At 58.2% G+C, this 23,246-nt stretch carries 17 protein-coding genes; 8 read left to right on the forward strand and 9 right to left on the reverse strand.

Annotated features, from left to right (window positions below; genetic code table 11):
• The first annotated feature begins 267 nt into the window (after positions 1 to 267).
• Together dbpA and Q334_RS0105780 are read left to right on the forward strand one after the other, a co-directional pair.
• A complete protein-coding gene (gene dbpA, locus Q334_RS0105775) occupies positions 268 to 1,644 on the forward strand; it encodes an ATP-dependent RNA helicase DbpA (protein ID WP_027312377.1) in 1,377 nt (458 codons plus the stop codon).
• A gap of 10 nt (positions 1,645 to 1,654) precedes the next feature.
• Positions 1,655 to 1,933, forward strand: coding sequence for a peptidylprolyl isomerase (locus Q334_RS0105780; RefSeq protein ID WP_027312378.1), 279 nt, complete (start codon positions 1,655 to 1,657; stop codon positions 1,931 to 1,933).
• Here Q334_RS0105780 and Q334_RS0105785 read toward each other — a convergent pair.
• The 8 genes from Q334_RS0105785 to Q334_RS0105820 form a co-directional block, all read right to left on the reverse strand.
• Positions 1,884 to 4,805 carry a CHASE domain-containing protein gene (locus tag Q334_RS0105785; protein ID WP_027312379.1) on the reverse strand — a complete coding sequence of 974 codons (2,922 nt, stop codon included), beginning with the start codon at positions 4,803 to 4,805 and terminating at the stop codon, positions 1,884 to 1,886. The genes Q334_RS0105780 and Q334_RS0105785 overlap by 50 nt on opposite strands.
• 223 nt (positions 4,806 to 5,028) lie before the next feature.
• Entirely contained in the window at positions 5,029 to 6,528 is a 1,500-nt protein-coding gene (locus Q334_RS0105790) for a CoA-acylating methylmalonate-semialdehyde dehydrogenase (RefSeq protein WP_027312380.1), read from the reverse strand.
• A gap of 62 nt (positions 6,529 to 6,590) precedes the next feature.
• The gene (gene iolE / locus Q334_RS0105795) at positions 6,591 to 7,481 is read right to left on the reverse strand and encodes a myo-inosose-2 dehydratase (RefSeq protein ID WP_027312381.1); all 891 of its coding nucleotides are present in this window, start codon (positions 7,479 to 7,481) and stop codon (positions 6,591 to 6,593) included.
• A gap of 9 nt (positions 7,482 to 7,490) precedes the next feature.
• Positions 7,491 to 9,338 (reverse strand): 3D-(3,5/4)-trihydroxycyclohexane-1,2-dione acylhydrolase (decyclizing), encoded by a 1,848-nt coding sequence (gene iolD, locus Q334_RS0105800; protein ID WP_027312382.1) that lies wholly within the window; start codon positions 9,336 to 9,338, stop codon positions 7,491 to 7,493.
• A gap of 8 nt (positions 9,339 to 9,346) precedes the next feature.
• On the reverse strand, positions 9,347 to 11,266 hold the full coding sequence (locus Q334_RS0105805) for a bifunctional 5-dehydro-2-deoxygluconokinase/5-dehydro-2-deoxyphosphogluconate aldolase (RefSeq protein ID WP_027312383.1): 1,920 nt from the start codon (positions 11,264 to 11,266) through the stop codon (positions 9,347 to 9,349).
• A 1-nt stretch (position 11,267) separates the two neighbouring features.
• On the reverse strand, positions 11,268 to 12,407 hold the full coding sequence (locus tag Q334_RS0105810) for a Gfo/Idh/MocA family protein (protein WP_027312384.1): 1,140 nt from the start codon (positions 12,405 to 12,407) through the stop codon (positions 11,268 to 11,270).
• 13 nt (positions 12,408 to 12,420) lie between these two features.
• Positions 12,421 to 13,281: an ATP-binding cassette domain-containing protein gene (locus Q334_RS0105815; protein WP_027312385.1), complete on the reverse strand. Its 861-nt coding sequence runs from the start codon at positions 13,279 to 13,281 to the stop codon at positions 12,421 to 12,423.
• A gap of 10 nt (positions 13,282 to 13,291) precedes the next feature.
• Entirely contained in the window at positions 13,292 to 14,422 is a 1,131-nt protein-coding gene (locus tag Q334_RS0105820) for an ABC transporter permease (protein WP_027312386.1), read from the reverse strand.
• A 415-nt stretch (positions 14,423 to 14,837) separates the two neighbouring features.
• Between Q334_RS0105820 and Q334_RS0105825 the strand changes: the two genes are divergently transcribed.
• The 6 genes from Q334_RS0105825 to Q334_RS18170 all read left to right on the forward strand — a co-directional run bounded on the left by Q334_RS0105825 (position 14,838) and on the right by Q334_RS18170 (position 21,868).
• Positions 14,838 to 15,797, forward strand: coding sequence for a sugar ABC transporter substrate-binding protein (locus Q334_RS0105825; RefSeq protein WP_027312387.1), 960 nt, complete (start codon positions 14,838 to 14,840; stop codon positions 15,795 to 15,797).
• 185 nt (positions 15,798 to 15,982) lie between these two features.
• Positions 15,983 to 16,843, forward strand: coding sequence for a MurR/RpiR family transcriptional regulator (locus tag Q334_RS0105830; protein WP_027312388.1), 861 nt, complete (start codon positions 15,983 to 15,985; stop codon positions 16,841 to 16,843).
• 36 nt (positions 16,844 to 16,879) lie between these two features.
• Positions 16,880 to 17,869, forward strand: a complete 990-nt coding sequence (iolG, locus tag Q334_RS0105835; protein ID WP_027312389.1) for an inositol 2-dehydrogenase — start codon at positions 16,880 to 16,882, stop codon at positions 17,867 to 17,869.
• Positions 17,870 to 18,135: 266 nt separating this feature from the next.
• Positions 18,136 to 19,758 (forward strand): methyl-accepting chemotaxis protein, encoded by a 1,623-nt coding sequence (locus Q334_RS0105840; RefSeq protein ID WP_027312390.1) that lies wholly within the window; start codon positions 18,136 to 18,138, stop codon positions 19,756 to 19,758.
• Between the two features lie 71 nt (positions 19,759 to 19,829).
• Positions 19,830 to 20,072 (forward strand): DUF3820 family protein, encoded by a 243-nt coding sequence (locus Q334_RS0105845; RefSeq protein WP_027312391.1) that lies wholly within the window; start codon positions 19,830 to 19,832, stop codon positions 20,070 to 20,072.
• A 176-nt stretch (positions 20,073 to 20,248) separates the two neighbouring features.
• Positions 20,249 to 21,868 carry a methyl-accepting chemotaxis protein gene (locus tag Q334_RS18170; RefSeq protein WP_051527553.1) on the forward strand — a complete coding sequence of 540 codons (1,620 nt, stop codon included), beginning with the start codon at positions 20,249 to 20,251 and terminating at the stop codon, positions 21,866 to 21,868.
• Here the strand turns inward: Q334_RS18170 and Q334_RS18175 are convergent.
• Positions 21,865 to 23,208 carry a flavin monoamine oxidase family protein gene (locus Q334_RS18175; RefSeq protein ID WP_035460867.1) on the reverse strand — a complete coding sequence of 448 codons (1,344 nt, stop codon included), beginning with the start codon at positions 23,206 to 23,208 and terminating at the stop codon, positions 21,865 to 21,867. The genes Q334_RS18170 and Q334_RS18175 overlap by 4 nt on opposite strands.
• Positions 23,209 to 23,246: the final 38 nt, after the last annotated feature.

The raw sequence follows: 23,246 nt of genomic DNA on the forward strand, positions 1-23,246 counted from the left end.
CGCCCGTCCGTTAATTCCCCTCGGGGACTCACCCGAAAAGTGCTATACTGCCGCGCTACTTTGAATGGTCAGGCTTTGCAGTCAGAGACCTTCATCGCACAACAAACCACGAATGACTTGGCCTGCAGCGTGATAAACGCTACTTATTCACTCAGATGCTATTAACAGGGTCACAGGAACCACTACACCACTGCTCAATCCTGTCACCAGCGTCATCGCTCATCCTGAGTAACCAGGCTTAACCCTTTTGCATAATTGAGGCCCTGAGTGCCAACCTTAAGTTTTTCCAGCCTTGCCCTTAACCCTGCCCAGCTTAGCAATCTTGAGCAGCTTGGTTACCAACAGATGACGCCGATCCAGGCGCAAAGTCTGCCAGTTATCCTCAATGGTCAGGATGTACTGGCCCAGGCCAAAACCGGCAGTGGTAAAACTGCCGCCTTTGGCATCGGCCTGCTGGAACGCTTAGGGGACGCCAATCAACAGGTGCAGGCGCTGGTACTCTGCCCTACCCGTGAACTGGGTACCCAGGTAGCCGAGGAGCTGCGCCGTTTGGCTCGCTATCGCCCCAATACTAAGATTCTGCTGCTCTGTGGCGGGGTCTCCATCGGCCCGCAAATTGGCTCCCTCGCCCATGGCGCCGACATCATCGTCGGCACCCCTGGACGGGTGATGGATCACCTGCGCAAAGGCACCCTATCCCTGCGCCACTGCCACACCCTGGTACTGGATGAGGCAGACCGTATGCTCGATATGGGCTTTATCGATGCCATGCGCAGTATTGTCAAAACCCTGCCCAGCAAACGCCAAACCCTGCTGTTCTCCGCCACCTATCCCGACACCATTGCCGAAATCAGTGCTGAATTTCAGCACAAACCCCAAGCGGTAAGCGTAGAAGCGGTACACAGCCACAGCCAGATTCGCCAGTACTTTTATCAGGTTGATAAAGCTCAGCGGGCGGATGCGCTGTGCCAGCTGCTCTGCCATTACACCCCGGAGGCGACCATGGTGTTCTGTAACACCAAGGTGCAGTGCAACGAGCTGAATGACTACCTCAACCAGGCTGGCCATGCCAGCGTCACCCTGCATGGTGATCTGGAGCAGCGCGAGCGTGACCTGGTGTTGTTAAAGTTTGCCAACGGCAGTGCCTCCGTGTTGGTTGCTACCGACGTTGCCGCCCGCGGCTTGGACATTCCTGACCTGCCCGCCGTCGTGAACTTTGAACTGTCACGCCAGCCTGAAGTGTATGTGCACCGTATTGGCCGTACTGGACGGGCCGGTAAAGAAGGGCTGGCGATGAGTTTTTACTCCGAATCGGAGAAGTACAAGCTTGAAGCCATCAGCACCGCCCTGGGGCAGGAGTTGAAAAATGGTCGAGTACCGAACAAATCCTTGAACGCCAAGCCACCTTTACCGAAGATGGCCACTCTTTGTATCGCTGGCGGCAAGAAGGACAAAGTCCGTGCTGGTGATATTCTAGGCGCGCTGACCGGTGATGCAGGTATTTCCGGTAAGCAGGTAGGCAAGATCCACATCTTCGATTTCGTCAGCTATGTGGCGGTAGAGCGCCAGGTAGCCAAGCAGGCCTTAAACCGCCTGCAAGAGAAAGGCCTGAAGGGTCGCAAGTTCAAACTCAAACGTATCTAAGGAGACTGACATGGCCGTTGCCAGCGCTCGTCATATTCTGGTGAAGACCCAGGAAGAAGCCCAAAAACTGAAAGATCAGATCGCCGCCGGTGCCGACTTTGGTGAACTGGCCAAGAAGCACTCCCTCTGCCCCTCTGGCAAGCAGGGCGGCGACCTGGGTGAATTCCGCCCCGGTCAGATGGTAAAACCCTTTGACGAAGCGGTTTTCAAAGGACCGGTGCTGGAAGTACAAGGGCCGATCAAGACTCAGTTTGGCTATCACCTGCTGCAGACCCTGTATCGCCGCTAACCCCCCAGGTCTGGAGTAGATAGGTTAACTGCTCCAGGTTAACCGGCTTGGTCAGGAGCGCATCCATCCCCGCTTGACGGCAGCGCTCCTGCTCTTCCGGCATCGCATTGGCGGTCCAGCCGATGATCAATGGCCAAGTCTGATCCAGGTAATGCTGGCGCAAGGCTTGGGTTAAGGCATAACCATCCATAACCGGCATATGGCAATCGGTAATCAGCACATCCACCGCCACTTGCTCGCCCCCACCACCTGCATGACGGCTAGCAAAGCCCTTCTCCGCCGTTGTTGCCAAACACAGCGCTAACGCCTGCTCACCGTTTTCAGCCAGCTCCACCTGAATGCCCAGGTGAGCCAACTGGCGCTGCAACAACAAACGATTAGTGGGGTTATCATCCACCGCTACCACCCGTAAGCCCTGCCCTCGCGGCCAAAAGCACCAGGGTTGATCATGCAAGCAGAACACTAAATTATTCAGTTCTGCCGCTTGTTTGGGCGGTGCTACCGCTTTCGCCAGGGTTAATTCCAGACTAAAGCAGCTACCCTGCCCTTCCTGACTTTGCAAACTGAGACGCGCATCCATTAACTCCGCTAAACGCTGACAAATCGACAACCCCAGCCCCGTGCCACCATAGAGTCGTGAAGTATCGGCATAGGCCTGGGTAAAGGGGCGAAATAGGCGCTCTTGTACCGAGGAGGCAATACCAATCCCGCTATCCTTCACACTTAAACGGATACGCTGCCATTCTGCCCGCTGCTGGATCACCTGCGCCTCTAATATCACCTGCCCCTGTTCGGTAAACTTCAAAGCATTATTAATCAGGTTATGCAGGATCTGCCCTAAGCGCAGCTCATCCCCCAGCAACCAGGGGGCTAACTCGGGGTCCAACTGCTGACGTAACTGTACTCCCTTGGCCGCCGCCTGATTTTGATGGGTTGCTAAGATATCCTCCGCCAACTGGGTCACCGCAAAAGGCCGATGCTCTAACTGCAATTTGCCAGACTCGATTTTGGCGTAGTCCAACACATCATCAATAATCCGCTTCAAACCTATTCCGGCTCGCTTTGCCACCTGCAAGTTCTGCTGATGCCCCGCTGGTAAACTGGCCTCACTGAGTAAATCCAGCATCCCTAATAAACCATTGAGTGGGGTACGAATTTCATGGCTCATGGTAACCAAAAAGGCATCTTTACTTTTGCCTGCCAGCTGCGCGGCCTCTACTGCTTTTTGCAGCTCGCGCTCGGTACGTTCACGCCGTTTAATCTCCTGACGTAAAGCAGCAGTCCGCTTATCCACCTGGGCATGTACCAATGAGGTGCGATAGGCACTATTAAGAAGAAAAGCTGCCATTAGCCAAATCAACCCCAGCCCCCCCAAGGAGAGTAGCTGGGCCTGGCCACTGGCCCCCGGCACCCAATAACCAGGCGCTAATTTCAATTGCAGCCGTAGTTGGGTTCCTGCTAAGTCAATATAACGATCCATTACCTTGGGCATTGGCTGACGGTAATCACCGCTTTCATAGAGGATACGGGTCGACTCCAACTGGCGCTGGGTCAGGCAGGCCAACAACCCCAAGCGTCTAGACTCCCGCTCTAACACCTGTAATAAACCATCTAGGCGGAACACCACCAGCGCCATTCCCCGCAATACACCATCCTCGGCATAAACCGGATTAAAAATCAGGCCACCTTGAGCCGGCTTGTCCGTTCCCACCAAATCCAATACCTGCGTGGCCTGCGGCAAGCGGGTACGCAGGGTTGTCTGCAACGCTTCCCGTCTGAGAGGATGGGATAACACATCAAAGCCTAGGGCTTGCCGATTGGACTCTAATGGCTGAAAGAGAAATGCTGGAAAATACTCAATCCGTGGCTTAGCCAGCATCGGTTTGCCCTGCTCATCGAACTCTTTAATGAGAAACGGCATACCTAATAGCTGACCAGCACGCTGCTCAAAAGCCTGCCGCTGCTCTTGACTCACCCGTGGCAACCACGCCAAAGCCTGCACACCAGGGCTTTCCACCGCACTCTGGGTGTAAAGGTTGAAACCTTGCGGGGTGGGGTCTGGCGTGGCTCGCAGAAAACGGCTCAACGCATCCACCTCATGCTCCAACCGTGCTACAGCCTCACGTAGCTGCACCTCTATATACTCACCCTCCTGCACCTTCTCCCGTCGTGCCTGAGCCTCCTCTACCCGCTGCAAAAACAACTGTGCCACCACCAAAACCACAACACAGAGCAGGACGGGTACCATCACCGCTAGGTAAGTGCGCCAGCGGCGAAACTTAGGCAACATCGGCAAATAGCACAGCGGCAGGAACATCAACACCCCGATGCTGTCCCCTACCCACCAGGCCAAACCATTGCTAAACAGGTGTTCACTCGCCACCCGCCCACTCAGCCATAATGTAGTGATGCCAACGGTGGCGGAGACAAGAGAAGCCAGAGGGACGGCCACTAATAGCGAACGGATAATGGTGCTATCTGACCTCTCCTTATCCAGTACCCAGCGCAACAGCATGAGCCCCACTACCGCCTGCAGGGTGGCCCCCAAAGCGATCACCAGGTTAATGCCGGCATCCAAGCCACTGGGGTTCAGCCACAACCCCGGGGTGCTATTCGCCAGAAAAGAGCCAAGCAATACCCCCGGCCACAGCCGCAGTCCCCCTGCAAATAAGCCCAGCAAAGCCACTCCGGCAGCAGGCCAAATCGGCGAGGCATAACCCGGCGGCAAAGCCAGCAGCAAGCTTAGCCGGGCACAGACAAAATAGGCCAAAGCCAGCAGTAATAAGCGCAGCCAGGTCAGTTCATTCAACGCTCGCCAATCCTGCTGATAGCGGGCGAGTAAATGCCAAAACTGATGTTGTGGGTTCCCCATTGGGCAAAAAGTCCTTGTCCATGCTCAACCCAAACTGGATGCAGCCGTCGAGCAAATCACGCAAGTGTGTTGAATAACTGGCGTTACTTTCGTTTGCTAACAAGAGTAGGTGAATAAGAGTAGCAAGGCCGCCTGAGACAAAAACAAAAAAACCGGTAAGCCAGCTTACCGGTAACAGAGGGCATCCATGCGCACGCAGGGTGGGAGGCAAGCCTCCCTGTCACTACTTCATTGTTGGCATCACAAACTCGGCCCCGGCACGGATACCGGTGGGCCAGCGGCTGGTGATGGTTTTCATCCGGGTATAAAAACGCACCCCATCCGGGCCATGCATATGCAGAGGGCCAAACAGGGAGCGCTTCCAGCCACCAAAGGAATGAAACGCCATCGGCACCGGAATAGGCACGTTAATGCCCACCATGCCCACCTGGATTTGCTGGGCAAACTGGCGGGCACAGTCCCCGTCACGGGTAAAGAGCGCCACCCCATTGCCATACTCATGGGCATTAATCTGCGCCACCGCCTCGGCAAAGCTGGCGACCCGTGCTACCGCCAGCACCGGACCAAAAATCTCTTCCCGATAAATCCTCATCTCGGCCGTGACCCGGTCAAACAGGCAGCCGCCAATAAAATAACCGGACTCATGCTCAGCCACCTGCAGTGATCGCCCATCAACCAATAGCTCAGCCCCTTCCGCCACGCCCTGATCAACATAGGCCCGCACCTTGGCCAGATGCTCCTTGGATACCAGCGGCCCCATTTCCGGCTCATCCGCCGCCAAACCATTGCCGACCTTGAGGGCCTGCACCTTGGGGATCAGGGCCTGCAACAGGCGTTCGGCTGTATCCTCCCCCACCGGCATCGCCACCGAGATCGCCATACAGCGCTCCCCCGCTGAGCCATAGGCGGCTCCCATCAGGGCATCCACCGCTTGCTCCATATCCGCATCGGGCATGATCACCATGTGATTTTTCGCCCCACCCAGGGCCTGTACCCGCTTGCCATGGGCAGAGGCGGTAGCATAGATGTACTCGGCAATCGGGGTGGAACCGACAAAGCTCACCGCTTCCACATCGGCATGGGTGAGCAGCACATCCACCGCTTCTTTATCACCGTTGACCACATTGAATACCCCATCCGGCAATCCGGCCTGTTGCAGCAGCTCGGCCAAGCGCAGCGGCAAGCTGGGGTCTTTCTCGGAGGGTTTGAGGATAAAGGTATTGCCACAGGCCAGCGCCACCGGGAACATCCACATCGGTACCATGGCCGGGAAGTTAAAGGGGGTGATACCGACGCAGACCCCCAGCGGCATCATCATCGACCAGGAGTCGACATTGCTGCCAACATTGAGCGAATGCTCACCTTTTTGCAGATGGGGAATGCCACAGGCGAATTCCACCACCTCCAACCCCCGTATCAACTCACCCTTGGCATCGGACAACACCTTGCCATGTTCGCTGCTGATAATGGCCGCCAGTTCAGCGCTATGCTGCTCTAACAACTCTTTGAATTTGAATAGAATTCTGGCGCGGCGCAGGGGCGGGGTAGCAGCCCAGGCGGGAAAGGCCGCTTTGGCCACCGCCACCGCCTCGGCGGTTTCTGCCGCCGTGGATAACACCACCTGCTTACTCACTTCGCCAGTGGCGGGGTTATATACCGGGGCAAAACGCCCCCCTTGGCTGGGACGTTGCTGCCCACCAATAAAATTGACTACCCTGGTCATGGTTACCTCGCTGGCCGCCAGCTAACTGGCGGCGGATTGAGTCGAAAAACCAAGAAGAGGCGTTACAGCCCTGCTTTGGCGACCGCCGCCGCCAGGTGCTGATAGCCCATCCTGGCGTAGGTAAGGGGGTGGGCGACGGCGGGGTCCTGCTCGGCCTCCACCACCAGCCAGCCCTGATAATCGATGGCTTTGAGTGCCTGCATCACTGCGTCGTAGTCAATGCAGCCATCGCCGGGCACGGTGTAGACCCCTTCCAGTACCGCCCGTAAAAAAGGCAGATCGATATTTTTGGCATGGGCCAATACTTGCGGGCGTACATCCTTGCAGTGCACATGGCAGACCCGTTCAGGATAACGGCGGATCAGATTCAGCGGATTGCCCCCCGCCCAGGTGATATGGCCGGTATCCACCAGCAGGCCGACTGAAGGGCCGGTGTGCGCCATTAACAGCTCCACCTCCTCCTCTGTCTCCACCACCGTACCCATATGGTGGTGATACGCCAGGCGCACCCCCTGGCTTTGCAGGTAATCCCCCACCTGGGTCATGCGCTGGCCAAACTCCTGCCACTGCTCAGGGCGTAGTTGTGGCCGTTTCGATAAGGGGGTATCCATCTCGCCGTGGATACAACCACTGACCTCGGCATACACCATCACTTCGCAACCACAGGCCTTGAGCAGTTGCAGATGATCCTGCAGGGCGGCGATTTCCTCTTCCGCGCTACGCTCCAGCAAGCGCGAGCTATACCAGCCGGAGATCAGCTGACGCTGGTACTGGGCCAGAATCGGCTTGAGTAACTCCGCCTGACGGGGAAACTTATTGCCCAGCTCCACCCCGGCATAGCCCGCCTGGCGTGACTCTTCCAGGCACACCTCCAGCGGCGTATCGCCCCCCAGCGAGGGCATATCATCGTTACTCCAGGTGAGGGGGTTAATTCCAATACGTACCTTGCTCATAGCCGTTACTCAGTAAGGTTGTTGTTGTTTGGCAGTGGCATTACGGGCACGGGCCTCGGCCACCTGGGGACGTGTCGATACTTCCGCCACCGCTACCTCCCACCAGTTCCCCCCCGCTGCCGTAGTGGGCATCGGGTCGGTGTCGATGGCGATCAGATAGGTTTGCTGACTGGCCCGGGCACGGGCAAAGGCGGCCTCCAGCTCGGCAATGGAGCTGGCCTGCTCTGCCTGTGCCCCCAGTGCTCGGGCATGGCTGGCAAAATCGGTTTTCGGTGCCCCCGCCGGGCCAGTCAGGCAATCCTGCAACAGGTTATTGAAGGACTCTCCGCCGCAACCGCGTTGCAAACGATTGATGCAGCCAAAGCCACGGTTATCCAGCAGCACAATAATCAGCTTATGGCCGAGCATGACGGAGGTGGCGATTTCCGAATTCATCATCAGGTAGGAACCATCCCCCACCATCACCACTACCTCACGCTCGGGGCTGGCCATCTTCACCCCCAGGCCACCGGCAATCTCATAACCCATGCAGGAGAAACCGTATTCCAGGTGGTAGCCCAGCTCATGCTGGGGGCGCCAAAGCTTGTGCAGCTCCCCCGGCAGACCTCCGGCGGCACAGACCACCGTGGTGTTGGCATCACTGCCCCGCAATACCGCGCCTATCACTTGCGCATCGCTGGGTAGCCCCTGACTGGCGTTGGGCGCAGCCAGGGCGGCATCGGCCAGGGCTAACCATTCCTGCTGCCAGCCCTGGTAGTGTTCACGCCAGGCGGGATCGACCTGATAGTGCGGCAGGCTGGCCTGCCAACTCATCAAGCCCACCTGGGCATCCGCCACCAGCGGCAGGGCTTCATGCTTGTAGGCATCCGGCACGGCCACATTAAGACTCAGTAATGGCTTGGTGCTGAACAGAGTGCGCGAGCCGGTGGTGAAGTCCTGCAAACGGGTGCCCACCGCGATGATTAAGTCCGCCTCGGCGGCAGCACGGTTGGCCGCACTGCTGCCCGTCACCCCCAGCGCCCCCAACAGCTGGGGATGATCCCAGGGTAATACCCCTTTGCCGGCCTGGGTTTCCGCCACCGGAATACCCGTGGCTTCCACCCACTGCTGCAGGGCCTGCACCGCCCCGCTGTAATGCACCCCGCCACCGGCAATCAGCAGCGGCCGCTTGGCCTTGGCCAGCTGCGCCAAGGCCGCTGCCAGCTGTTCCGCATCGGGCTGTGGACGCCGCAAGCGGTGCACCTTGCGGGCAAAAAACCAGTCGGGAAAGTCATAAGCCTGGGTTTGCACATCCTGGGGTAAGGCCAGGGTCACCGGGCCGCAATCCGCCGGATCCGTCAGCACCCGTATCGCCGCTGGCAGGCTGGTGATCAACTGCTCTGGCCGTTGAATACGGTCAAAATAGCGGGACACCGGTTTAAAGCAGTCATTGACGCTCAGGGTAGGGTCACCCGCTTGCTCAAGCTGCTGCAACACCGGATCAGGGGTACGGCTGGCAAAGGTATCGCCCGGTAATAAGAGCACAGGCAAACGATTGACGTAGGCCAGCGCCGCTGCGGTCACCATATTGGTGGCACCGGGACCAATGGAGCTGGTACAGGCCATAAAGCGCCGCCGCCGTTGTTGCTTGGCATAGGCAATGGCCGCCAGCGCCATGCCCTGCTCGTTATGGGCACGGTAGGTGGGAAACTGCGGCTGCACCTGTTGCAGCGCCTCCCCCAAACCGGCCACATTGCCATGGCCAAAGATGGCAAACATCCCGGCACAGAGGGGCAGCTCCTGCCCATCCAGTTCGACAAACTGGGCTTGCAGATAACGCACCAGTGCCTGGGCCACAGTTAAACGTTGACTCGTCATGCTGCCTCCTACGCGGCCTGGGCGTACTTACGCGCCCGCCAGAATTCGATCATACGGCCATAGTTGGCGGCGATGGCGGCCACCAGCTCGGCATCACTCAACTCCCCTGCCAACCACTGGCGCGACGGTTTGGCAAAGATGGTGCGCCCCACTGCAAAGCCCTTGCACACGCCAATACCGGCGGCCTGATTAAAGCCATCACGCAACTGGTCTTCCGGCGCATCCAACCCCAGCAGTACCACGCCACGGCAATGGGGGGCCCGCGCTGTAATCACCTGTTCGATATGGCGCCAGGCGGCACGGCTGGGGGAAGGCAGCTTCCACCAGTCGGGATAGACCCCCAGGTTGTAGAAGCGGGTCAGGGCGCGGGCCAGGGTGTACTCATCGGTGGCACTGCCCGCCGGTGGGATCACCTCCAGCAGGAACTCATGGCCGGAGTGACAGCAGGCCTGATACAAATCCTGCACCTTGCGCTCCTGCTCCAGCCGCAAGTCGATGGCATCATCCGGGTGATAAAACACCAGGCACTTCACCACCTGTTCCTCCGGCCAGCTATGCAGTTGCTGGCCGACATTATTGCCGTACTCGAAACGCAGCGGCCGGGAGCCGGGCATTTCCACCGGGCGGCCGATCCACCAGCCCTGCCCCGTCAGTTCATTGAGGCTGGCCTGGCCATAGGTGGTGTCCGCCAGAATGCCGGCCCGCCCCTGTAACTGATAGGTCTCAGCGGTCTGTTGCGCCCCCTGCAGAATCAGGCGCTTGAGTTGTTCGATGCGCTCTTCACTGGCACCGGCCTCGCGGGCCATATCGGCCAACTGCTTGCGGTGGTCAAAGGCCAGCACACAGAGCTCCGGCCACTGACGCCGCCGAGTCGTGACCCGGTGCAGGTAGGCCAGGGTGCGATCCTGATCCGGCCGCGCGATCTGCTCGGCATGGGCGAGGTAGTAGTCCAGCTCTTCAGCGCTCGGCATCGCCGGCGCACAGCCATGGCGGGAAACCACCAGGGCGCCGCAGGCATTGGCATAACGGCAACATTGCTGATAGCTCTCGCCAGCAATCCAGCCACGCAGAAAACCGCTGATAAAGGCATCCCCCGCCCCCAGCACGTTGAGTACCTGCACCCGTACCCCCGGCACACTGATGCCCTCATCCAGACTGGCGGGAATCGCCGCCGGAAACACCGAGCAGCCCAGGGCACCCCGTTTGCACACCAGCACCGCATCGCTCAACTGCCGCACCCGCTTAAGGGCCTGCAGGGTATCGGTGCTGCCACCGGCAATGTGGAACTCCTCCTCGGTGCCAACAATCAGGTCGAAGTGCGGCACGATGCTTTGCAGATGGCTGCTGACACTGTCATTGGAGATAAAGCGGGTCTCGCCATCACCTCGTCCGGTCAGCCCCCACAACACCGGGCGGTAATCAATATCCAGCACCCGCTTGGTACCGGCGGCCTTGGCATAGGCCAGGGCGGTGCGGCTGACCCTATCCACCGCTGCGGTGGAAAAGTGCGTACCGGTAATCACCAGGGCCTTGGCCGAGGCGATAAAGTCCGCATCGAAGTCCTCCGTGCTGATTGCCATATCGGCGCAGTTTTCCCGGTAAAAAATCAGCGGGAAGCTGTCTTCATCTTTAATCCCCAATAACACCAGGCCGGTTAAACGCTGGGGGTCGGTGCGCACATGGGAGACATCCACCCCGGCACTGGCCAGGGTCTCGCGCACGGCGCGGCCCATGTGTTCATCCCCCACCCGGGTCAACATGGCGGACTTCAGCCCCAGGCGGGCGGTGCCAAAAGCGATATTGCCGCTGGAGCCACCGAGGTACTTCGCCATGCTGCTGGCGTCCTCCAGCCGGGCACCAATCTGTTGACCGTAGAGGTCGATCGCCGCGCGCCCCAGCACAATCAAATCCCGTTGCTTCGCTGTCATCTTAGGCTCCTCCAATCTCCGCCAGTTTTACCCAACGCTGCTCGGCATGGGACAACTCCACCGCATCCAACACCCGATTGACCTGATAGGCAGCGCGGAAATCCGGCCACATGGGCCGGTCCGCAGCGATGCCTTCAATCAGATCCCGCACTTCCACCACCTTCATGTCGTTGTAACCCAGGCCATGGCCACCGGCGACGCAGAAGTGGGCATAATCCGGGTGTTCCGGGCCGACCAGAATGGTGCGAAAGCCCTGACGATTAGTGGCGCCCTGATAGGTAAAGAGCTGCAATTCCGATAAGCGCTCCTGATCAAAAATCAGGCTACCCTTGGTCCCCGTCACCTCAAACCAGAGGCCATTCTTACGGCCACAGGCAATGCGGCTGGATTCCAGGGTGCCCATGGCACCATTGGCGAAACGGGCCAGCAGGTGGACCTGATCATCGTTTTCCACCGCGGCAAACTGACCGGGTTGCTGTGCCAGGGGGCGCTGCTGATGGACAATCTGCAAGTCCGCCACCAGTTCCGTGATCTCCCCCAGCAGATACTGGGCCATGTTGATAATGTGGGAGCCCATATCCCCCAGGGTGCCGGAGCCCGCCAGCTCGCGGGTTAAGCGCCAGCTATGGGGGGTATTGGGATCGGCCAGGTAATCCTCGTTGTGGGTGCCGCGAAAATGCACCACCTCACCAATCTCGCCGTTGGCAATGATTTCCCGCGCCAGCTGCACCGTCGGGTTTTTGGCATAGTTAAAGCCCACCAGGGTTTTCACCCCGGCCCGCTCCGCCGCCTGCACCATCTCCAGCGCGTCGGCACTGGAGAGTGCCAGCGGTTTTTCACTGTAGACATGCTTACCGGCGGCAATCGCCGCCAGCGCCATCTCTTTATGCAGATAGTTGGGGGAGCAGATATCCACCACATCGATATCCGGGTCCTGCACCAGGACACGCCAGTCACCGGTACTGCGCTGAAACCCCAGTTCCAAGGCTTTTTCTGCCGCCAGCTCCGGCGTCACCTCGGCCACCATTGCCAGCTCTATCCGGGCAGATAGCGGGAACACCGCCGGCGCCGCATGGAAGGCGATACTGTGCGCCTTGCCCATATAGCCGGTGCCGATCAGACCAATACGTACTGACTTCATCACTGCTTCCTCATCAGGCACTTTTGGCAGAAGCCTGGGCGGCCTGCCCCGCTTCCAGATAATGACTCTGGCCACTGCTGGCGGCGGCATCGGCGCGGGAAAACTCGGCCAACTCAGCCTGCAGGGCCTCCATCTCCTGGCCACCGGCCATCATCTCCAGCACCTGCTCACGAGTCACATCGGTTTTCAGATAAGAGCCCAGACTCTGGCCACGATTGAGCAGGGTAAAGCGGTCGGCAATCGGGTAGGCATGGTGGACGTTATGGGTAATCAGAATCACCGCCAGCCCCTTGGCGCGGGCGCGGGCCACCACCTTGAGCACGTTGGCGGACTGTTTCACCCCCAGGGCGGCGGTGGGCTCATCCAGAATCAGCACCTTGGCGCCGAAGTGAATCGCCCGGGCAATCGCCAGACACTGGCGCTCACCACCGGACATGGTGCCAATCGCCTGATTGGGGTCCCGTACCCGAATGCCCATTTCGGCTAATCCCGCGATGGCAATCCGGTTGGCGGTATCGATATCGAAGCGTTTAAACGGCCCCCAGCCTTTGGTGATTTCCCGCCCCATAAAGAAGTTGCGGGTAATGCTCATCAGCGGCACCAGGGCCAGATCCTGATAGACCGTGGCAATGCCCATATCCAGCGCATCCCGCGGGGAGGTAAAGCGCACCGCTTTGCCCTCAAACAGGAACTCGCCTTCACTGGGGGGATGCACCCCCGCCAGGGTTTTGATCAGGGTCGACTTGCCCGCACCGTTATCCCCCAGCAGGCAGTGCACCTCGCCTAACTTGACCTGCATATTGATGTTTTGCAGGGCGATCACCGAGCCAAAGAAGCGGCTGACGTTGTTGAGTTCGATAATGTATTCGCTCATGGCAGACTCCTTAGCGCGCTTCGGTGACTTTTTTGCGGATCATGTTGTTAAACAGCACCGCGATCAGCAGCATCACGCCGAGGAACACCCGGAACCAATCCGAGTCGATGCCGGTGAAGAAAATCCCCATCTGCACCACCCCGAAGATCAGCGCCCCGAAGCAGGCGCCAATCACCGAGCCATAGCCACCGGTGAGCAGCGCCCCGCCAATCACCGCCGCGATAATCGCCTCAAACTCCTTCAGCACCCCCCGGTCGGCAGCAGCAGAACCAAACTCCAGCACCTGGCAGGCGGCATAGAGAGTGGCGCAGAAGGCGGTGAACATAAACAGCAGGATCTTGACTCGATCCGTCGGCACCCCGACGTTTTTCGCCGCTTTGGCATCGCCACCGGCGGCAAAAATCCAGTTGCCAAAGCGGGTACGCAGCAGCACCCAGGAACACACCAGCGCCAGCAGGAACCACCACACCACCACCATAGGGATACCGGTGACCACCGGGGTATCACCGTACATATCAATCCAGCCGTTCTGCCCCAGCCAGAGGAACAGGCCCTGGCCGATTTCACCGCCAAAGAAAGGGGCCAGCCAGTCACTTTCGGCCTTCTCATTAACCCCGGAAATGATGGTGCGGTTGGTCAGCATGATCGACAGGGCGATGGTCAGGCCGCGCAAAATAAACAGAAACGCCAGGGAGACAATAAAAGACGGCAGCCCGGTGCGTACCACGATATAGCCATTCAAGAAGCCAATCGCCATCGCCCCGGTAAAGGCAAACAGGATCGAGGCCCACACCGGCCAGCCCCAGTAAATCGCCGGAATGGCAATCATCATCCCGGCAAAGCCGATCATCGAACCTATCGACAGATCAAACTCGCCGGCGATCATCAGCAGGCAGGCGCCAATGGCAATAATCCCCAGCTGGGCGGACACCACTGTCCAGTTCATCACCCCATCGATGGCGAACATACCGGAATCCCAGGCCACCAGGGCAAAGAAGAAAAACACCAGAATCGAGCCCGACACCGAACCTAACTCCGGGCGACTGAGCAGGCGCTTGGCCCAGGACACCTGGCGCACACGCTCATCGACCGCGGCGGCAGCGCCGGATACAGGAGAAGCAGATGTTGCTTGCACTGACATGAGGCTTACCTCTTGTTGTTATCTGAAGCCGTTATGAGTGGTTAAACCTGACTAAACCACGGATGCAGAGTCCTGCTTTAGAGCAGTTTAGCCACTCCGTCATTTCGGAATATCTGCAAGATAGAATAAATTTTCTATTTTTGCAAAGCGATAAAACATAAATTCTAATCATATCCTGCCATCCATCTAGCACCCTTCGTTATAAGAGGGCTTAAACAAGGTAAATGACTGGTGTTCAACCGAACAAAATGACAATTATTCGATTATCTCGCTTGACAGCATTAGAAAATAAACCATTATCAAAAGCGCAAATGGAATATTTGTTCCAAAACAAACTCGTTCCAAACGCAGTGCACAGGGGATGATGGCCAATCCCGCCCATCCCAATCTGAGACACACCTCACCCGGAGGAACTATGAAAACACTAATAAAAAAAGCCTCAGCCTTCGCCATTGCCGGTTTGGCCAGCGTCGGACTGATGACAACCAGCCCGGTCACTGAAGCCGCCGGCGAACGTATTGTCTTTATCAGTCACGCCCCCGACTCCGACTCCTGGTGGAACACCATCAAGAATGCGATTAAAGATGCCAGCGAACACCTGGGGGTCACCGTTGAGTACCGTAACCCCCCCAGCGGTGACCTGACCGACATGGCCCGTATTGTCGAGCAGGCTGTGGCCTCCAACCCCCAGGGCATCGTGCTCAGTATCGCTGACTACGATGTGCTGAAAGGGCCAGTGGAAAAAGCTACCCGCAAGCTGATCCCGGTCATCACCATGAACTCCGGCACCCACGCCCAGAGCGAACAGCTCGGTGCCCTGCTGCATGTCGGCCAGCCGGAATATGACGCCGGTTTCGGTGCCGGTAAAAAAGCCAAAGAGGCGGGGGTAACCAACTTCCTCTGCGTCAACCACTACATCACCAACCCCGCCTCGGTTGAGCGCTGCCAAGGCTTTGCCGATGCACTGGGGATCGAACTGGGTAACCAGATGATTGACTCCGGCTCTGACCCCACCGATGTGGAGAAAAAAGTGGCCGCCTATCTACGCCAAAACTCCAATACCCAGGCGGTGCTGACCTTAGGCCCCACCTCTGCCGAACCCACACTGCGAGCGGTGGACAAGATGGGACTGGGGGGCAAGATCTTCTTCGCCACCTTTGACCTCAGTGAAGAGATTGCCACCGGCATTAAAGATGGGGTGATCAACTTTGCCATCGACCAACAGCCCTACCTGCAAGGCTATCTGCCAGTGATGGCTCTGACCCTGTACAACCGTTATGGCGTGATTCCGGCCAATCACATCAACTCTGGCCCTGGTTTTATCACCAAGGACAACATTGCCATGGTGGAAACCCTGGCTGGCGAATACCGCTAAGCGAGAGGGCGGCCTCTTCTGCTCCGGCAAACGAGGCCGCCACTGGATGCCAAGCCTCTGCACGCTCAGCAAGGGCTTATTCGCCGCTGTCTTAGGGTATGATGGCGGAACCGGGTCTCCACCGGTTCCGTAGGATAAGTAGGGCCACTTCACACGAAGATGGCCGCTGAGAGAAAGAGCCTGTTATGACTGAGCCAGCCCCCAATACCCTGCAAAGCCTGCAGGAAGCCATTACCCAACGCCACCATGATCTCAGCAAACGCTTACAGCAGGTTGCCCGCTTTTTGCTTGAGCATCCCAACACCGTGGCGCTGGAAACCGTGGCGGTGATTGCGGAGCAAGCCGGCGTGCATCCCTCCACCCTGGTGCGTTTTGCCGCCGCCTTCGGTTATAGCGGCTTCAGCGAAATGCAGCAGTTGTTCCGCCATAAACTGGTCGAACACTCCACCAGCTATTCCGAACGGGTAAGACTGGCGAAAAGCCAGGATGCCAGTCGCGGAATCAGCAGCCACGGCATTCTGCAGGAGTTTGTCGATGCTAACTCCCTGTCCCTGGAGCACCTGCCGCAGATGACTGCTCCCGCTAATCTGGATAGCGCCATCGATCTGTTGCAGCAGGCCCAGGCCGTGCATGTGGTGGGTCTGCGCCGCTCCTTTGCGGTCGCCAGTTATCTGGTCTACGCCCTGCGCCATATCGACCGCCGCGTGCACATGATCGATGGCAATGGCGGCATGCTGGAAGAACAGGCCAGTGTACTGGGCAAGGGCGATGTATTAGTCGCCATCAGTTATAGCCCCTATGCTGCTGAAACCAGCGGGGTAGTGCACCGTGCCCATGAGCGCGGGGTGCCGATTATTGCCATTACCGATTCCAAGCTCAGCCCGCTGGTCCCCCTGGCGGATGTTTATTTCGATATTAAAGAGGCCGAAGTGCGGGGCTTTCGCTCCCTCACCTCCTCCCTCTGTTTGGCCCAAAGCCTGGCCATTGGCCTGGCCTATCGCCTGGATCAACCCGAAACCCGCGCCCGGGATGCCCTCACCAGCTAACCCCGCGCACTTGCCTCATTGAACCGGAGACCCTCAATGTTGGAATTCTGTTTATTCGGCGCCGGCCGCATCGGCGCTATCCATGCCGCCAATGTCGCCGCTCACCCACAGGCACGGATTCGCTATGTGGTGGACGTTAATCAACAGGCAGCCGCCACACTGGCCAGCCAATTGGGCGCCCGAACTGCCAGTGTGGAACAGGCGCTGGCCGACCCGGCGGTTAATGCCGTGATTATTGCCAGCTCCACCAACACCCATGCCGAGTTGATGATTGCCGCCGCCCAGGCTGGTAAAGCCATCTTCTGTGAAAAACCGATTGACCTGGATATTGCCCAGGCCCGCGCCTGTGCCGAGGTGGTTGAGGCCGCTGGCGTACCCTGCTCCCTCGGTTTTAATCGCCGTTACGATCCCAGTTTTCGTAGCCTGCACAACCGTATTCAACAGGGACAGATTGGTCATCTGGAGCAGGTCATCATCACCAGCCGCGACCCCAGCCCACCACCGGTGAGCTATATCCAGGTCTCCGGGGGATTATTCCGCGACATGATGATTCATGATCTGGACATGGCCCGCTGGCTACTCGGCGAAGAGCCCGTAGAAGTCTATGCCAGTGCCAGCTGCCTGGTTGACCCCGCTATCGCTCAGGCCGGTGATGTAGACTCCGCCATGGTGATCCTCAAAACCACCTCAGGACGCCTCTGCCATATTAATAACAGCCGCCGTGCCTGTTACGGCTACGACCAGCGCCTGGAAGCCTTTGGCAGCCAGGGCATGCTGCAGGCCGGTAACCATCACCCCTCCAGCGTCCGCTTCAGTGGTGAAGCCGGGGTAGTGGGCGACAAGCCACTGCACTTCTTCCTGGAGCGCTATGCCGATGCCTATCGCATCGAACTGCAGGACTTCGTTGATGCGGTAGTGGAAGGCAAGACGCCCTACACCGGTATTCAGGATGGTGTCCGGGCGCTGGAGCTGGCAGATGCCTGCCTGGCCTCCTATCAAAGTGGCCAACGGGTGCGACTCAGTTAAGCAGCCCTGCCATTTTCCATTCCATCTCAGGCAACCCGGCCTCGCCGGGATTGCCCACCCAATCCCGCCAACCGCCTCAGCAATTACGTCAGCCCTTGACGATGATCAATACCCGCTGCTCAACAATCACTCAATCTTAGCCCTGCCGTTCAACACCCTGCCAGGCATGGATGCCCCTCGCCTGCAGGCCCGGGCAGCCGCCTTGTGGGTCTGGCTCCCGATTTTAACCCCTGGGTTAAACGCTGAATGACACCAAGGAGCCAAACATGCACACCCTACTTAAACAACTCAGCGTCAGGGCCAAACTGGGCCTGATCCTCTGCCTTTTTACCGCCCTGGCCATTTCCATTAAGGCCTACGATCTGATGGGGCTGCGGGCAAAATTGCTGGAAGCACGGGAGCAACAATCACGCTACGCCGTGGAGCTAGCCATCAGCACCCTCGATGCCCTCAGCCAGCGTCCCGACCTCAGCCCAGCACAAGCCCAACAACAGGCGCTGCAGCTCATCCAGGCGATGCGCTATGGCGGTCAGGAATACCTATGGGTCAACGACCTCCAACCCAGCATGCTGATGCACCCCTTTAAGCCGGAGCTAAACGGGCAAAACCTTAGCCGCTTAACGGATCCCAGCGGCAAAGCGCTGTTCAATGAAATGGTGGAGGTCGCCAAACGTGATGGCCAGGGGCTGGTCTCCTATCTCTGGCCCAAGCCTGGACACGACCAACCCGTGGCGAAGATTTCCTATGTGCAACTATTCAAGCCCTGGGGCTGGGTCGTTGGTACCGGCCTCTATATTGATGACATTGATGCATTGTTTTGGGCTGAAGTACGGGACTCCTCCATCTTTCTACTGCTGACCCTCGGCGCTCTCTTGATGGTCGCCCTGCTGATTGCCCGCGCCATTACCCAACCGCTGGGCATGATCCGCGAGCTGATTGTCGAAGTCGCCGGCGGCGATCTTACCCGCCGTCTGCAGTACGACAGCCGGGATGAATTGGGCCAGGTCTGTGAAGCCCTCAATCACACTCTCACGGTTCTGCAGGAGCTGATCCGTAACCTCAGCGATAACGCTCAGGAAATCACCCAGGCCAGCGCCGATATGGATCGCACCACTAAGGAAACCTGCCTGGGCATTCGTCAACAAACCCAGGAAACCGAGCAACTGGCCACGGCCATGCACGAAATGTCCGCCACCGCTCAGGATGTCGCCCACAATGCCCAGCGCACCGCCGACACTACTCTGGAGGCCGATCAAGCCGCCCAGGCAGGACACCGTTTAGTGGAAGACAGTATCCGCCTGATCTGCTCCCTCGCCGATGCGGTGCAGCAGTCAGTGGCAACCGTCCATACCCTGGAGCAACATACGGAAAATGTGGGGGGGATTCTGCAGGAGATTGCCGCCATCTCCGAACAAACCAACCTGCTGGCACTGAATGCTGCCATTGAAGCCGCGCGGGCGGGCGAGCAAGGCCGTGGTTTTGCCGTAGTCGCCGATGAAGTGCGCAAACTGGCTCACCGCACCCAGGAGTCAACCCAGCAAATCAATGAACTGAATGACAAACTGCGCCTGGCCTGCAAAGCCGCCGGGGAGGTGATGCGCCAGGGTCACGAACAGGCACAAACCAGCGTGACCCAGGCCCAGCAAACCGGCCAACATCTGCATGCCATCGTCAATCAGGTCAGCCAGATTCGGGATATGAACACTCTGGTGGCCGCCGCCGTACAGCAACAAAGTGCCGTTGCCGAGGAGATGAACCAGAATCTCAGTTCCATTGCCTCAGTCGCCGAACAAAGCCGCAGTGGCGCCGAGCGTATTGCCAGCCACTCCAGTCGATTGGCACAGATGGCCCAGGAGCTACAACGCTGGTCAAGCCGCTTTCAGGCTTAAGCTTAGCTGGGGTATCCTGCAGGCCCGGCCAGCCAGGCTGGGCCTTGACCTTGTTTACGCAGGAGACCGCGGTGACTCACCAGCTTGACCCCAGCACCCTCAATCAGGACAACCTCCTGCGTCTCGCCCGCACCCCGATGCCCTATGGCCGTTTCAAAGGGCGCATGCTGATCAACCTGCCGGAAGAATACCTGCTCTGGTTTGCCAAACAGGGCTTTCCGGCAGGCCAACTCGGTGAATTACTGGCACTGTGCCTGGCCCTTAAAATTGAAGGCCTCGATGCCCTGGTCAAACCCTTGGTTGCTTCCTCATAACTGAATGAATTTGATAGCACATTAAATAAAAATCATTATCAATTACTGTCGCAATTCTTTAACATTGCCCCGCTTTAATACATCGCGGCTGCCTGGAGCCTGCCTCGACAGTCAGCCGATCTTATGACGATAGGGCCACCGCTATCATCATCGCGGTCGTGCCCAAGGAGCTCCTTATGAAGCGGTTGTTGCAGTCCCTTCCCGTTCGGGCCAAGCTCGGCCTGATTATTACCCTCTTTAGCCTACTTACCCTGGGTATCAGCCTGCAGAGCGGGCTCGAACTGAAACGCGAACTCCTGGATGCCCGCCAGCAACAATCCCAGGTGGTGGTTGAACTGGCCCTCGGTATGCTCAAACAAATTCAAGCCGAGCAGGGCGACAGCCCCGCCGCACAAGCCCAGGCACTGAAGATGCTGCGCAACTTGCGCTATGGCGAGAGTGACTACCTGTGGGTTAACGATCTCAATGCCAAAATGCTGATGCACCCCATCAACCCCAAGTTGGAAGGGCAAGATCTGCAGCAAGTCAAAGATGCCAAGGGCTTTAATGTATTCCAGGCGATTGTTGAGCTTGCCAAGCGCCAGGGACAGGGCTCCGTCAATTACTGGTGGCCAAAACCCGGGCATGCCGAAGCGGTGGAAAAAATCTCCTATATCCACCACTTCCAACCCTGGGGCTGGGTCATCGGCACCGGTCTCTATGTTGATGATATTGAAGCTTTGTTTTGGAGCAGCATGGGTTTGGTGGTAGTAGAAATTGTGCTGGCGCTCAGCCTGATTATCCTGCTCTCACTGGCCATTGCCCGCTCCATTACCTCTCCACTAAAGCGGATTCAGCGCCTGTGCCAGGAGCTGGCGCAAGGTAAACTCACGTCCCGCCTGCCCGCCCGGGGAACAGACGAGCTAGGACAGGTTTGCGCCAGTCTCAATACCAGTCTTGATAGCTTACAACCGCTGCTCAAACAGCTCAGCGCCGGCTCGCAGGATATGCATCAGGCTACCCATGCCATGCAGCAGGCCACTCAGGAAACCTTCCAGGGCATTCATCAGCAGAGCCAGGACACAGAAAGCCTGGTGATGGCCATGACCGAAATGAGCGCTTCCTCCATCCAGGTCGCTGACCATGCCCGCGATACCTTACAACTGACAGAAAGCGCCGATCAGGCTGCACAACGTGGACAACAGTTGGTAGAGACCAGCATCAGCCGCATCTGCTCCCTCGGCGAAGCGGTGGAGAAATCCGCCGAGCAGGTACGCCAACTGGGCACCCATGCCGACATGGTGAGCCAGATCCTGGAAGAGATTGCCGCCATTTCCGAACAAACCAATCTGCTGGCACTGAACGCGGCGATTGAAGCTGCCCGTGCCGGTGAGCAGGGCCGTGGTTTTGCCGTGGTCGCGGATGAAGTACGCAAATTGGCCCAACGCACCCAGGAATCTACCCAGCAAATTCATCATCTCAATGACAAGCTACGAGTTGCCAGTCAGGATGCCGCTGAAGTCATGCAGCAGGGCCTGAGTCAGGCCAATGCCAGTATGGAACAAGCACGCCAGGCCGGGGGCCAACTGGCGGATATCGTTCGTCAGGTCAGCGACATTCGCAATATGAGTGCACAGGTGGCAGCAGCGGTACAGCAGCAAAGCGCGGTGGCGGAAGAAATGAGCCAGAACCTCAGCAGCATTGCCAGTGCCGCCGAACAGAGCCGTCATGGTACCCAGGAAGTGGCAGAACGCAGCAGTAAACTAGCGGAGCTGGCACAACGCTTCCAGCATTGGAGCGGTCAATTCCAGGCCTAAACGGCTGACTCCAGCAGGGTATTAGCAGCAGCAATCCCTGATAAATAGGCGCCATGGACGGTGCCAAAATAATCGCGACTGGCGGCCTCGCCAGCCAAAATAAGCCTCCCACCCCATAATTGGCCAAGACGCTCCCGATAAACAGGCTGATAGCCCACCGCATTGTAGCTATAGGCACCCAGGCTAAAGGGATCCTGTCCCCAACGGCTGAGCTGATAATCCACAGGCTCTGGAATCTGCTGGCCAAACACTCCTCTCAGTGCCTGCATGGCACTTGCCACCCAGGCCTCATCCGGCTGCTGTTCAAGTGTCCTGGCCTGCTCCGCCGCAGTAAATCCCAACAATATGGGTAGCCCGGTCATGCCGTGCAAATTGACCCACTCTGGCCAGGGGGTATTTTCCTGCGCCAACTCCAACCAGCTCAGCTGTTCAGGCCAAAAGACGTGTTCGAAACGCAAATAACATTTATTCAGCAGCCCCATCGGTAATGCCTTAATCGCGTCCGTCAGAGGCTTAGGCAAAGGAGGAGAAAAAACGATCTGGCCCTGTTGTAGCACTCCCATCGGCACCGTCAGCAGAACATAATCCGCCTGCCACTGTTGGCCATTCGCGCTCAGTAAACGCACCTCGTCCTGCCAGTTAATCGCCACGATGGGATGCTGCAAATGCAGCTGTAAATCACGCCCTAACCACGCTGCCAAGGCCTGATAGCCCTGGGGAAAGAGGGCATCCTCCCCGGCGAAGGTTTGCCCCGCATCCGCCCAGCGGGCCGAAAGTTCGGCTGCACTGCCACCGTATTCATGCTCCCAGACAGAACTCAGCACAAATCGCAGCCATGGCGTCAGTTCAGCCGGTAACTGTGGCAGTAGCTGTTCTTCCAGCCAATCAAGCAGGGATGCGGGGTCATCATCCTCAAGCTGCTCTAATTGCCAGAGAATACGCTGTTGCAGCTGCTCCAGCTGTTGCCGTTGTGACTGTTGCAGGGGGCGGCTATCAGCTCCATACACCTGGACTTGCTCACCATCAAATGGCCATAGCGGCACGTTTGCTTGTGCGGCTAACGCCGTAATGGGATTACCCTGAGTACCATGGATCCAGGAGGCCCCCATATCCACCGGGGCATCGCTCCAGTGTTGGCTGGTATGCAGTCGTCCACCCAGACGGTCACGTGCCTCCAGCACCTGCACCTGCCAACCGGCTTGTTGCAAGCGCTGGGCGGCAGCCAGGCCAGCCATCCCTGCCCCCACCACCAACACACGCTTAGTCTGGGCAGAGCTGACCAGCGGCAGGGGAAGTAACAGGCTGGTCAATAAGCTTTGCAGTAACCGACGTCGCTGCATCTTCCCCTCCAGGCTGAACGATAGAAGAGTCAGCTGCT

Source organism: Balneatrix alpica DSM 16621 (assembly GCF_000619885.1).
Lineage (GTDB): Bacteria > Pseudomonadota > Gammaproteobacteria > Pseudomonadales > Balneatricaceae > Balneatrix > Balneatrix alpica.

Excerpts from the sequence above, each read along its gene's own strand:
- Q334_RS0105785 (WP_027312379.1), bottom strand. The coding sequence starts at position 4,805 with ATGGGGAACCCACAACATCAGTTTTGGCATTTACTCGCCCGCTATCAG.
- Q334_RS0105825 (WP_027312387.1), top strand. The coding sequence starts at position 14,838 with ATGAAAACACTAATAAAAAAAGCCTCAGCCTTCGCCATTGCCGGTTTG.
- Q334_RS0105805 (WP_027312383.1), bottom strand. The coding sequence starts at position 11,266 with ATGACAGCGAAGCAACGGGATTTGATTGTGCTGGGGCGCGCGGCGATC.
- Q334_RS18170 (WP_051527553.1), top strand. The coding sequence starts at position 20,249 with ATGAAGCGGTTGTTGCAGTCCCTTCCCGTTCGGGCCAAGCTCGGCCTG.
- iolE (WP_027312381.1), bottom strand. The coding sequence starts at position 7,481 with ATGAGCAAGGTACGTATTGGAATTAACCCCCTCACCTGGAGTAACGAT.
- Q334_RS0105780 (WP_027312378.1), top strand. The coding sequence starts at position 1,655 with ATGGCCGTTGCCAGCGCTCGTCATATTCTGGTGAAGACCCAGGAAGAA.
- Q334_RS18175 (WP_035460867.1), bottom strand. The coding sequence starts at position 23,208 with ATGCAGCGACGTCGGTTACTGCAAAGCTTATTGACCAGCCTGTTACTT.
- Q334_RS0105840 (WP_027312390.1), top strand. The coding sequence starts at position 18,136 with ATGCACACCCTACTTAAACAACTCAGCGTCAGGGCCAAACTGGGCCTG.
- iolD (WP_027312382.1), bottom strand. The coding sequence starts at position 9,338 with ATGACGAGTCAACGTTTAACTGTGGCCCAGGCACTGGTGCGTTATCTG.
- Q334_RS0105815 (WP_027312385.1), bottom strand. The coding sequence starts at position 13,281 with ATGAGCGAATACATTATCGAACTCAACAACGTCAGCCGCTTCTTTGGC.
- iolG (WP_027312389.1), top strand. The coding sequence starts at position 16,880 with ATGTTGGAATTCTGTTTATTCGGCGCCGGCCGCATCGGCGCTATCCAT.
- Q334_RS0105820 (WP_027312386.1), bottom strand. The coding sequence starts at position 14,422 with ATGTCAGTGCAAGCAACATCTGCTTCTCCTGTATCCGGCGCTGCCGCC.
- Q334_RS0105790 (WP_027312380.1), bottom strand. The coding sequence starts at position 6,528 with ATGACCAGGGTAGTCAATTTTATTGGTGGGCAGCAACGTCCCAGCCAA.
- Q334_RS0105810 (WP_027312384.1), bottom strand. The coding sequence starts at position 12,407 with ATGAAGTCAGTACGTATTGGTCTGATCGGCACCGGCTATATGGGCAAG.
- Q334_RS0105830 (WP_027312388.1), top strand. The coding sequence starts at position 15,983 with ATGACTGAGCCAGCCCCCAATACCCTGCAAAGCCTGCAGGAAGCCATT.